8 protein-coding genes and 1 pseudogene are annotated in these 12,066 nt (G+C 70.0%); 5 read left to right on the forward strand and 4 right to left on the reverse strand.

Annotated features, from left to right (window positions below; translation table 11 throughout):
* Positions 1–3 precede the first annotated feature (3 nt).
* From ACFPZI_RS36170 to ACFPZI_RS36185, 4 genes are all read left to right on the forward strand, one after another.
* Positions 4–957, forward strand: a complete 954-nt coding sequence (locus ACFPZI_RS36170) for an ABC transporter ATP-binding protein (RefSeq protein WP_381371389.1) — start codon at positions 4–6, stop codon at positions 955–957.
* Positions 954–1,997 (forward strand): ABC transporter ATP-binding protein, encoded by a 1,044-nt coding sequence (locus ACFPZI_RS36175; RefSeq protein ID WP_381371390.1) that lies wholly within the window; start codon positions 954–956, stop codon positions 1,995–1,997. Before ACFPZI_RS36170 ends, ACFPZI_RS36175 begins: the two co-directional genes overlap by 4 nt.
* Complete coding sequence (locus tag ACFPZI_RS36180; RefSeq protein WP_381371391.1) at positions 1,994–3,538, forward strand: glycoside hydrolase family 32 protein; 1,545 nt, start codon at positions 1,994–1,996, stop codon at positions 3,536–3,538. The genes ACFPZI_RS36175 and ACFPZI_RS36180 overlap by 4 nt, the downstream gene beginning before the upstream one ends.
* An 84-nt stretch (positions 3,539–3,622) precedes the next feature.
* Positions 3,623–7,195, forward strand: a complete 3,573-nt coding sequence (locus ACFPZI_RS36185; RefSeq protein WP_381371392.1) for a GH32 C-terminal domain-containing protein — start codon at positions 3,623–3,625, stop codon at positions 7,193–7,195.
* Between the two features lie 1,146 nt (positions 7,196–8,341).
* Here the strand turns inward: ACFPZI_RS36185 and ACFPZI_RS36190 are convergent.
* Both ACFPZI_RS36190 and ACFPZI_RS36195 read right to left on the reverse strand, forming a co-directional pair.
* Complete coding sequence (locus tag ACFPZI_RS36190) at positions 8,342–9,958, reverse strand: MFS transporter (RefSeq protein WP_381371393.1); 1,617 nt, start codon at positions 9,956–9,958, stop codon at positions 8,342–8,344.
* Between the two features lie 140 nt (positions 9,959–10,098).
* Positions 10,099–10,254 (reverse strand): annotated as a pseudogene (locus ACFPZI_RS36195) (DUF2252 family protein); the annotation flags it as partial.
* A gap of 122 nt (positions 10,255–10,376) precedes the next feature.
* Between ACFPZI_RS36195 and ACFPZI_RS36200 the strand changes: the two are divergent.
* Positions 10,377–10,634 carry a LapA family protein gene (locus ACFPZI_RS36200; RefSeq protein WP_055595758.1) on the forward strand — a complete coding sequence of 86 codons (258 nt, stop codon included), beginning with the start codon at positions 10,377–10,379 and terminating at the stop codon, positions 10,632–10,634.
* Positions 10,635–10,739: 105 nt separating this feature from the next.
* Here ACFPZI_RS36200 and ACFPZI_RS36205 read toward each other — a convergent pair whose 3' ends face one another.
* Both ACFPZI_RS36205 and ACFPZI_RS36210 read right to left on the reverse strand, forming a co-directional pair.
* On the reverse strand, positions 10,740–11,066 hold the full coding sequence (locus tag ACFPZI_RS36205; protein ID WP_381371394.1) for a potassium channel family protein: 327 nt from the start codon (positions 11,064–11,066) through the stop codon (positions 10,740–10,742).
* Between the two features lie 557 nt (positions 11,067–11,623).
* Positions 11,624–12,066, reverse strand: a 443-nt coding sequence (locus ACFPZI_RS36210) for a hypothetical protein (protein WP_381371395.1), incomplete at its 5' end; no start/stop codon positions are given.

Consider the following 12,066-nt stretch of genomic DNA (forward strand, 5'->3'; position numbering starts at 1 on the left):
GCCATGGAACCCGTACTTGAGGTGAACGGCCTGCGCGTCGAATACCGCGGTGACGGACGCACCGTCGTGGGCGCCGACGACGTCTCCTTCTCCATCGGAGCCGGAGAGATCTTCGGCCTCGCCGGAGAATCCGGCTGCGGCAAGTCGACCATCGCCAACGCGGTGATGCGACTGCTGAAGCCCCCGGCGGAAATCACCGCGGGCAGCATCCGCTTCCAGGGCCGCAACGTCCTCGCCCTGGACGCACGCGAGCTTCGCGCCTTCCGGTGGCGGGAGAGCGCCATGGTCTTCCAGTCGGCGATGAACTCGCTCAACCCCGTCCTGACCATCGGCGAGCAGATCGTCGACATCTTCACCACCCACGAGAAGCTGAAGAAGCGGGCCGCGCGGGAGCGGGCGGGCGAGCTGCTTCAGATGGTGGGCATCGACCCGGGGCGGCTGAAGGCGTACCCGCACCAGCTCTCCGGCGGCATGCGCCAGCGCGTCGTCATCGCCATGGCAGTCGCACTGCGCCCCCGGCTGCTGATCATGGACGAGCCGACCACCGCGCTCGACGTGGTCGTGCAGCAGGAGATCATGGCGCAGATCCGCGACCTCCAGCGGGAGCTGGGCTTCTCCATCCTCTTCATCACCCACGACATGTCTCTGATGGTCGAGCTGTCGGACCGCATGGGCGTGATGTACGGCGGACGGATCGTCGAACTCGCCGACGCCAAGGACTTGTTCGCCCATCCGCTCCACCCCTACACCGAGGCGCTGATGAACGCCTTCCCGCCGCTGACCGGCCCGCGCCAAGAACTCACCGGCCTCTTCGACGCCCCGCGCACCGCCGACAGCTGTGGCTTCCACGTCCGCTGTCCCGAGGACCGCTCGGACTGCTCCATGAACATCCCCGACCTGCGCGAGATCGCCCCCGGCCGGTGGGCGGCCCAGAGTGCCCAGGGAGCCCCGCGATGACCCAGCCCCTGCTGTCCGTACGCGGTCTGACCAAGGACTTCCAGGTCGGCACCGTCTTCTCCCGGCGCCGCGTCCGAGCCGTCAACGACGTCTCCTTCGATCTCCCGGCCGGCCGGATCACCGCCCTGGTCGGCGAGTCCGGCAGCGGCAAGTCCACCATCGCCCGCTGTCTCGCCCGCCTCGAACAGCCCTCCGCCGGACAGGTGCTGCTCGACGGCGAGGACGTCCTGCGCACCGAGCGGCGCCGGGCATCACGGGCGTACCGCCGCAAGGTCCAGATGGTGTTCCAGGACCCCTTCGGCTCACTCAACCCCGTCCACCGCATCGAGCACTTCCTCACCCGGGCCCTCGTCCTGCACGGCCACTCCGCCACACCAGAGGCGCTGCGCGAGCTGATAAAAACGGTCGGCCTGACCGAGGACATGCTCCAGTCCTACCCGCACGAACTCTCCGGCGGCCAGCGTCAGCGCGTCTCCATCGCTCGCGCGTTGGCGGTGGAACCGCGCCTCATCCTGGCCGACGAACCGACGTCGATGCTGGACGTCTCCGTGCGCGTCGGCGTGCTCAACCTGATGCGGCGCCTGCGCGACGAGCGGAACATCGCCATGCTCTACATCACCCACGACCTGGGCTCCGCCCGCTACCTCGCGGACACCACGATGGTCATGTTCGCCGGCGAACTCGTCGAGGGCGGCGACGCACTGGCCGTCATGGACGCCCCCGCCCACCCCTACACCCGCCTGCTGCTGTCCGCCGTACCCGACCCCGAACGGGCCGGCAGCTACGACCCCGTCGAGCGCGCCAAGCTCCGCGAGGCGATCCTCAACCCCACGTCCTGCCCCTATGGCGACGACGGCACGTGCAGCCGCACCGAGCCCGTCCGCCACATCGTCGGCGAAGACGACGGACAGCCCCACTGGGTGCGCTGCCACTTGCGCGCACCCGCCTCCGACATCGCCCGCCGCGTCCTCAAGGCCACCGACCGGCCGGACAGCGAGGCCACCGACGACACCGAGAAAGCGGAGACCACCGCCGCATGACCCACGACCTCACCCTCCCCTCCGGCAGTCCCACCGCCGAGGGGCTGGCCGAGCGCGCCCTGCGCGACCCCCACCGCCCCCGCTTCCACTTCACCTCGCCCGGCGGCTGGCTCAACGACCCCAACGGGCTGAGTCACTGGAACGGCGTCTACCACCTCTTCTACCAGTACAACCCGCTCGCCGCCGCCCACCACCGCATCCACTGGGGCCACGCCACCAGTACCGACCTCGTGCACTGGGCCGATGAGCCAGTCGCCCTGGTGCCAGGCTCGGACGGCCCGGACCGCGACGGCTGTTGGTCCGGTGTCCTGGTGGACGACGGGGGGGTGCCCACGCTCGTCTACTCGGGCAGGCACGGCGAGCATGAACTCCCTTGCGTGGCCAGGGGATCGGCGGATCTGACGTACTGGACCAAGGACTCGGCCAACCCGGTCATCACCGCCCCGCCGGAGGGCGTCGACATCACGGCCTTCCGCGACCACTGCGTCTGGCGGGAGGGCTCCGGCGAGAACACGGTGTGGCGTCAGCTGGTGGGCTCGGGAATCCGGGGCGTCGGCGGAACGGCCTTCCTGTACGAATCCGACGACCTGCGCAGCTGGCGCTACGTCGGCCCCCTGCTGACCGGCGACGCCTCGCAGAACCGGGGCGAGCTCGACTGGACCGGCACGATGTGGGAGTGCGTCGACCTCTTCCGGCTCGGCGAGGACGAGGAGGCCGGCAGCACCGACGTTCTGGTCTTCTCCGCCTGGGACGAGGGCACCACCCACCACCCCCTGTACTGGACCGGCCGCTACCAGGGCGACACCTTCACCCCGACCGCCCTCCATCGCCTCGACTACGGCGGCCGCTACTTCTACGCCCCCCAGTCCACCCGCGACGAGCACGGCCGCCGCATCATGTTCGGCTGGCTCCAGGAAGGCCGGACGGACGAGGCGAACGCGCAGGCCGGCTGGTGCGGTGTGATGTCCCTGCCGAGGGTCGTCACGCTCGCCACGGACGGCGGCCTGCACCAGGCCCCGGTACCGGAGCTGACCGAGCTGCGGCGGGAGCGCGTAGAGGTGGCTCCGGGCCGGCTGGCCGACCCGTACACCCCGCTGCCCGCCGTGCGCGGGGACCAGCTGGACATCGAGACGACCCTGCGTCTCGCCCCCGGAGCGACCGTCCGGCTCGTGCTCCGCGAGACACCGGACGGCGCGGAACGCACGGTCGTGGAGGTGAGCCGGTCGCACGACGGAACGGGCGGCACCCTCCGTCTGCACCGCGAGACCAGCAGCCTCGACCCGACGGTCGACACCGAACCCCGGTACGGCGACCTGTCGTTGGGCCCCGAGGGCCGGGTCGACCTGCGCGTCCTCGTCGACCACTCCGCACTGGAGATCTTCGCCAACGGGCGGCCCCTCACCGCCCGCATCTACCCCACCCGCCCGGACGAGGCCGTCGGCGTCGGTATCGGTGCCGACGGCGATGTGGCCCTGGAGCGGTTCGACGCCTGGCAGATGGCGTCGGCCTTGACCGACGGGCCCCGGCCGCTGTGGCCGTGACCGTCTTACACACGACCACGGCCCGCGGGGTGGACGTCCCCCCGGGCCGTGGCCCACCCTCCCCTGTTCTCATCAGGAGCTGCCATGAGCGTGTCCCGCCGTACCCTCCTGCTCGCCGGAGGAACCGCCGCCACCCTGCTGCCTCTCGGAGGCATCCTCCCCGCAGCACAGGCCGCCACCCCGAGCACCACCGGAGCGACCCCCGCCGCCACCCCGATCCCCGACCCCATCCCCGTCACCGGCACCTGGACCCGCACCTCCGACGGCGGCCAGACGGCGACCGCCGGCCGCCGCGGGCCCGCCCTCGCCCTGTCCGAGCAGCCACTCGCGGCCAAAGGCACGTACGCGGCCCGCGTCACGTCCCAATCCTCCTCCGTCGTAGGCGCGTTGGTGTTCCGGGCCGCCCTCGACGGCTCGACCGGATACGCGGTCGCCCTCGACCCCGGCCGCTCCCGCATACGGCTCTACGACCTGGCCGGCGGCGACACACTCGCCACCGCTCCACTTCCGGGCGCGCAGGCCGGAAAGCCCTACGACCTCGAAGTGGCGGTCGACGGACCCGAGCTGACGGTGCATGTCGACGGCAAGCGGCTTCTCCACACCGAGGACCACCGCCACGACACCGGCTCGGTGGGCCTGCTCGCCCAGGGCGGCAAGGTCACCTTCGGCCCGCCCTCCCTCTCCTCGGTCACCACCAACCTCACCGGCTGGACCACGAGCGGCGGCACCTGGACGGCGAGTCCGCTGGGCTGGCGCGCGGCCCCAACCCAGGGAGCCACCGCCCGCGCCATCACCACGACCAAGACGTACGACACCGCGCTCCAGGCCGACCTGCTCCTGCACGACGCTTCCGCCATCGCCTCACTGCTGGTGCGCACCGACGCCAAGGCCACGCGCGGCTACGGCGTCCAAGTCGACGCGGACCAGGACAGGCTGAGGCTCTACCGCATCGACGGCAACGTCACCCTCGGCACCTACGCGACCACCATCAAGGCCGACACGGTCTACCGTCTGCGCGTCGAAGCCGAACACGACGAACTGCGCGTGCACTGGCAGACCAACTTCCTCTCTCCCGACGGCTACAGCCCCGTCATCACCGCCCAGGACTCCACCCACACCAAGGGCCGACTCGCCGTCACGGCATCGGCCGGCGAGGTGTCCTTCGAGAACATCGCCGCGGCCGACCTCGCCACCGGCCTCCAGGGCTGGACGCCCCGCTCCGGCACCTGGAGCCCTGACCTGCGCGGCATCCGCGGCGAGAACGGCCTGCGCACGGCCCCCTTCACCGACGGCGACCTGGTGGCGAGGGCCGACATCACACCCGGCGACCGCTCCTCCTCGGCCGGCCTCGCCCTGCGCGCGTCCGCGAACGGCTCCGGCGGCTACGAAGCCCGCCTGGAAGCCGGCCGCAACGCCGTCACCCTGCTGGACCGCTCCTCCGGCACCCGCCTCGCCTCCGCCTCCGGCCCGGTCCGGCGCATCACGGCCGGAGGCACGTACCGCGTCGAGGCCCGCGCGACGGGCAGAACCATCGAGGTGTACGTGGACGGCGTACGCGCGCTCAAGACCCGCGTGTCCCGCACCAAGGGCGCCGCCTTCGGCACCGCGGCCGCGCACGGGACGTCGTACTTCCAGAACGTCGAGGTGCGCGGCACCGCCGACTACTTCACCGAGCCGTACCGCCCCACGTACCACTACTCCCAGCTCACCGGCTCCACCAGCGACCCCTGCGGCCTGCTGCACCACGACGGCGAGTACCACCTCTTCCACCAGGACGAGGGCCGCTGGGCGCACGCGGTCAGCACCGACCTCGTCCACTGGCAGCCCCTGCCGATCGCCCTGCCCTGGAACGCCTACGGCCACTGCTGGACCGGCTGCGCGGTCGTGGACGCCGACGACACCTCCGGTCTCTTCGACGGCGGCTCGGGCCTGATCGCCTATTACACGAGCTACCACCCGGACAAGTCGGGCGGGAACGCCAGCGTGCGCATCGCGTACAGCAAGGACAAGGGCCGATCGTGGCAGCTGCACGGCGGCTCGAGTCCGGCCGTGCAGAACCCGGGCGGCCCCGACGCCGACTGGACCTTCCGCGACCCGAAGGTCATCCGCGACGAGGCCCACGACCAGTGGCTGATGGTCGTCTCCGGCGGCGACCACATCCGCTTCTTCACCTCCACCGACCTCCTCACCTGGACCCACGTCAGCTCCTTCGGCTACGGCGACTGGGCCACACCCGGCGTCTGGGAGTGCCCCGACTTCTTCCCGCTCCCCGTCGACGGCGACAAGGACAAGGTGAAGTGGGTCCTCACCCTGAGCACCGGTGCCGTACGCGCCACGAACGGCTCGGCCGCCCAGTACTTCACGGGTGAGTGGAACGGCACCGGTTTCGCTCCCGACCAGAAGGCCGGCACGGTCCTGCGCGCCGACTCCGGCCGTGACTACTACGCCGCCATGTCCTTCTACGGCCTGACCGACGACCGCCGCGTCTGGCTCGGCTGGATGAGCAACTGGGACTACCCCTTCAGCGCCCCGACCGGCGGCTGGAACGGCCAGCTGAGCACCCCCCGCGAACTGACCCTCACGGACACCGCCGACGGCGTACGCCTGGCGCAGCGCCCGGTCCCGGAGCTGGCCACGCTGCGCACGTCCACCACGACCCGCAAGGGCCTCGCCGTCCGCCCCGACTCCGCGAACCCGCTCGCGGGAGTCCGGGGCATCGCCTACGAGATCGAGGCCGAGATCACCCTCGGCACCGCCACGGAGATCGGCTTCCGGCTCCGGACCGACGACGACCAGCACACGACCGTCGGATACGAAGCCGAGGCACAGGAGCTGTTCGTGGACCGCTCGGCATCGGGCCTGAGCGACTTCACGCAGTACTTCACGGGCCGCACGACCGCGCCGATGAAGACGACCGACGGCCGCGCGACCCTGCGCGTGTACGTCGACTCGTCCTCGGTCGAGGCATTCGGCGCGGACGGACAGGCCGCCGTGACCAGCCTGATCTTCCCCGGCCCGGACGCCGACGGCATGGCCTTCTACGCCAAGGGCGGCACCGCGCACATCGAGTCGCTCAAGGTGCACAGGCTCGACAGCACCTTCCGCCTGGTGGATCGGGTGAAGCCGCTGGTGGCCGCCCCGAGCGGCGGTGAATTCCGCTCGGACCTCGGCAAGTTGACGATCACCCCCGCCGGCCGCTGGTCGACGGACAGCGCGGGCCGCGCCGGAAGCTTCGACAAGGACTCCAACGCGATCTCGGCCCGCACGGCGACGGACTTGGACCTCACCACTCTGGTCCGGCTCGGCGGCCCCGCCCCGGACACGAGCGGCGCCCTCTCCCTCCTCTGGCGCGCCTCCTCCGACGGCGCCGACGCCTACTGCCTCAACATCGACCCCGACCTACGCGTGATCCGCCTGGTCGCCAAGGCCAACGGCTACTTCGACGACGGCGCCGCCCTCGCCCGCGTCCCGGCACTGGTCCGCCGCGGCACGAGCTACCCCGTCCGCATCCTCACCGAGGGCGACCGCATCCAGGTGTTCCTCAACGGCAAGCGGATCATCGACGTGACGGACACGACGTACACGAGCGGACACATCGGCCTGAACGTGTTCGGAGGGAGGGCGGCGTACCAGGACACCTACGCGAAGGAGCTGTGACCGCCGGCCAAGCCGACAAGCAACCGTGACCGCGGAGGCTCCGCCCCCGAGTATCCGGCGGGTGGAGCCTCCGCGAGCGCGAGGGTCAAAACGCTCAGGCGGAGACGGAGGCGCAAAAGCCCTGGCGGCTTGCGCCTCCTCGTCCGTCACCGACCGGGGCGAGCTACGTCAATCCAGAGCAGGACCAGCTAGGGCGGGACCACGTGGGCTGGGATTCGAACATGGACGACGTGGCCCTGTTCCGCGCCAATCGCGGGTGCTGGGTGCTCGGTGCTGGGTGCTCGGTGAGCGGGCCGACCGGGAGCTTGTCGCGCTGTTGTCGGCGCAGGGCATCGTGCGCCAGGCCCACCCGGCACCCCGGAGTGGAGCCTCTGCGCGTTGGAAGTCCACTGCGCGTGGGTTCGAATCCCGTCTTTCAGCTGGCGCGATCGTCCTTTTCGTCTTCAGTGCGATCCTGTCGGGCCTCGTTGAGGCCGAGTTGAGGCCGCAAGGGCAGGAACAGACTGACAAGGGCTGAGAAGCACTCACATGGATAGCCCCATCTGACCTGCGAAAACGTCAAGGACGAGCGTTGATCGGCAAGGATTGCCAAGATCCCCAAAGGACTCATAATCCGTCGGCCGTGGGTTCGAGTCCCACCCGCCCCACCAAGCACTACGCGTGCAGAAACCTTCTGGCCGGCCGCCGGACGTCAGCCCCCTCCAGGCGGAGGGGGTTTCCGAGTCCGTGGAGGCCGTCGGCCGGGGCCCGCGGGTTCAACCCGGGGGTGTGTTGCGCCGCTGGGCGGGTCAGGACTTGCAGGGGATCACGAACCCCCGCACAGGGCGTGCTTCCCGAGGGCCACGGGAGCCCGGCTGCCGTGTGCGTTTCCACACCGCCACCAGCTCCGCGTACTGCGGGTCGACCCCTCGGGCGACGTGGCCTCCCTTCACGGGCAGGCTGTGCCACACGCGGCTTCGGCCTCGGTGTGATGTCGACGGTGCACTCCGGCGCGTGCCGGCGCCTCGCGGCCACGGACGCCAGGGGTTTCGTCCGACGGCGGACCCCCCAGTTCCGAGTCGGCCTTCCGGCCCAGCTCTGTGATCTCTCGCGGGTCCGATCCGGTCCGATCCGGTCCGGGACGGCTTGGTTCCAGCCGTCCCGCGACTATGGCTCCGTCGAACGGGGCTGGGTCTTCGGGATCCGTGAGGTGAAGAACATCGCGAGCAGAGCGGTGAAGGCGAGGATGGCGAGTGCGGCGCGCAGACCGTCGATCCTGGCGTCGGTGTTCGCGTCGAGTGCCGCCTGAGCCACCTCCGTGCTCGTGCCCGCTTCGTCGAGGGCGGACTTGAGCTGGGCGTCCGACAGGAAGGGTGCGCCGCTCTGGAGTTCGACGGTCGCCTGGCTCTTGACCTCGGCCGGGATCGCCGGATTCTGGTCCACGCTGGTGAGGAAGGAAGTCGTCAGCGCAGCGATCATGAGCGACCCGGCGAGTGCCGTACCGATCGAGGCGCCGAGGTTGGTGACGGCGTTCTGGACGCCGCCGACCTCGGCGCTCTGTACTTCGGGCACCGCGGACACGGTGACCGAACCGAGCTGGGACGCCAGCGCGCCCATGCCGAATCCGATCAGCAGGAGGGGGAGGGTGACGATTTCCGCGCCGGCGTCCGCGTCGAGCGCGGCCATCAGGACCACCGCGCCCGCGAGCAACGCGAGGACCCCGAGCCGCACCACCCGCCGAGGCGAGACGTTCGGGAAGAAGCGGGGGATCAGGACGGCGGCCGCCAGCAGCGTCAAGGAGAGCGGCAGGATGCGGGCGCCGGTCGTGAGCGCGGACAGACCCAGGGCGACCGACAGGTAGAGCGGTACGACGAAGAACACGCCCATCTGAACGAGGTACTGGAAGAAGAACATCGTCAGCCCGCCGGTGAGCTGCCTGTTGTGCAGCATGGCCGGGTCGATGAGTGGTTCCCTGCGCCGCTCCACCCTGCGGGCCTCCCAGCGGAGGAAGAGCCAGACCAGCAGCAGACCGGCCAGCATCAGCCACACGACCAGCGAAACCCCGAGCCACGAGGGCGCGTCGGGCTTCGGCTGGAACCAGCCCCATTCGTCCGAGCGGAGTACGCCGTAGACGAAGATCCCGAGCCCGAGCGAGGACAGCACGGCACCGACGAGATCGATGCGAGGGCGTTCGCCGATCGGCGCGTCAGCGATGCGGCCGGCGAGCACCAGGATGCCGAGCACCATCACGACCTCACCGGCGAAGACCCACCGCCAGGAGAAGTACGTCGTCGCGACACCTCCGATGAGCGGCCCGGCCGCGATCGCCACAGCCCCCGCGGCCGCGACGAGACCGTAGGCGGCCGGACGGCGTTCAGCGGCGAAGTTGCTCGCCACGAGCGCCACGATCGCGGGCAGGATGAGCGCCGCCCCGATTCCCTCGAGCAGCGACCAGCCGAGCAGCAGCACCGGCAGGTTCGGCGCGAGCGCCGTGGTGAGGGAGCCGCAGCCGTAGATGAGGCAGCCGATCATGAACGCGCGTTTGCGGCCGATCAGCGCCCCTACCTTGCCGCCGAGGATCATGAACATCGCCATCACGAGGGTGTAGGCCGTGATGGCGCCCTGGATACCCGTCACCGTCGTGCCCAGGTCTTCGGCCACCGTCGCGATCGAGACGTTCATGACCGAGCTGTCGAGCGCCATCAGGAACTGCCCGGCCGCGAGGGTCGGCAGGACGATGCGCGTCGTTGCCGAACTCTCGGCAGTGCCTGTTCCTGGTGCCATGCGCGCATCGTCCCAGCCGCCCCGGAGGACGACCCGTGACCCGCCACGGAGGTCAACCGGTTGGTGGACCGAGGTCGGCGGAGTCACTCCGGGCGGGAGTCGCCCTGGTGCGAGAGGAACGGTCCCCTACGCCGCGGCAGTGCGAAGCGGATCACCGCCTCGCGGTACGAACGCACCGTGGAGCTCACGATGCGGGCGCGCTCGGCGTCGTCGACGCCGTTTGCCCGGCCCGCGATGACGAGACTCGCCGAGAGCCGCTCGACGTCCCACTCCCAGGCGGGGCCCGGCACGGCTTGTATGCGGCGCGGCCCGACCGCGGCGAGCGGCGCCGCGCAGGGGCCACGGTCGCTTCAGCAGCGGGCCGTACGGTGGAAGAGGATGCTGGAGCCAGGGACAACGTGTGATTGAGAGGCATCCCATGACTCGGACCAGCACACACCACAAGGAACACACGCCGTTCTTCTCCCGCCCTGGTGTCCGCCGCTTCGCACCGTTCTTTCTGATCACCGTGATCGCTCTGATCTTCATCTTCGAGAACCGCGCGAACGTCAAGATCCGCCTTCTCATTCCAGAGGTGACCATGCCGCTCTGGGGCGCCCTTCTGATCGCCTGGGGCCTCGGCATGCTCGCCTGCGTCTTCACGCTGCGCCGACGCTCCAGCCGACATACACGGTGACCGAGGTAAGGCGCCGTGCCGACCTGGAGCTGCCCACGCTTCGCCGGGGCACCGGGCGGTGGGTGTGGCGCCGTTCTCGCCGCCGGTAGCCGGCTGGCCCCGCTGTCACCTGCCTCCCTGAACCGTGGTCACCGGAAGCCCGGCCGCCACTCCGATCAGTAGGAGGTTCACCGTCACCTGCCCCGCGGTGAGCAGCCGGGCCTCTTCGCTGCGCGGGGTGATGTCTCCGAACCCGACCGTGCTAAACACGGGCATGGCGAAATGCGGCGCGTCGGTCCGCGACAGCGATTCGCTGAAGCTGTTCGACGCGCCGCGCTCCATCAGCCAATAAGGCAAGAGTCCGTCCCGATCGCTCCGCTGCGTCTGCTTCGATGCCAACCGATCGGGCAATCCGGGTGCTGCGCAGCAGGTGCACCACAGGGTCGCCGGCATGGCGGCACCCGTGTGTCGTCCCCGGGAAGCATCACGCAGTGATCGCAGGATTCCGTCACCGGAGGTGTTCAGCCGGAGGCTCGTCGGGAGCCGCACCTGCTAGGACTTGGCCAGAGGCTCCGTCTCGAGTAGAGGGTCGGAGCCTCGGCGCGTTCGAGGCACTCTCCCGAGCTGGCGGGATCGCCCTCCACGCCTTCGGCCGGGGCCCTTGGCGCCTCATTGAGGCTGCGTTGGGGCCGCAAGGACAGGAAAAGACTGACAAGGGCTGAGGAGCGCCGACATGATTCACCCCATCTGACCTGCTGAAACGTCATGGATGAGTGTTGATCGACAAGGGGCGTCAAGATCCCCAAAGGACTCATAATCCGTCGGCCGTGGGTTCGAGTCCCACCCGCCCCACTCACCGCACCACGGGAAACGTTCGCTCCGCCGCCAAGGGGCGAGCGGCATCCTCTCAGAGCCCCTCGGACTGCGATGAGCGTCAGCCAAGGAGGACCGCCACGCTGATGCGGGGGAGGCCGACCCAAAAGCTCTGTCGCCGACCTCCCCGGTCGCCCCTACTTCTTGTCGTTGATGGCCGGCAGCATGGTGGAGAGCAGCCATGCCGAGCCGTTTGCCTGTTCGCCGTCTCCGTGCGCTGCCTCTACCAGAGCGAGGAGCGCGGAAGCCGAGGTTCCGTCCAGGCGGTAGACCAGCACGGTGCGGTCCTGCCGCTTCGGGATGTCGAACGGCACGTGCCCGAAGCCACCGGCCCGGAGGCCCGCTGAGATCTGCTGCACCACGTTGCTCTTTGCGCGCTGAGCGCCGAAAGCGTTCCTCAGCGTCTTAACGGAGATAGCCGCGTAGCCGTTCCCGTCCTCCACGGCCTTGCTGACATCGGTCAGGTCCATGAGCCCCCCAGGCTTGTAGGCGATGGCGAGACGATAGCGACGGACACAGCCAAAGGGCAGGGTTCCGGCAAACCAACCGCAGGTTCCACCCCTCACTGCGAAGGAGTGTC

The sequence above is a fragment of the Streptomyces chlorus genome (genome assembly GCF_042655885.1).
Lineage (GTDB): Bacteria > Actinomycetota > Actinomycetes > Streptomycetales > Streptomycetaceae > Streptomyces > Streptomyces chlorus.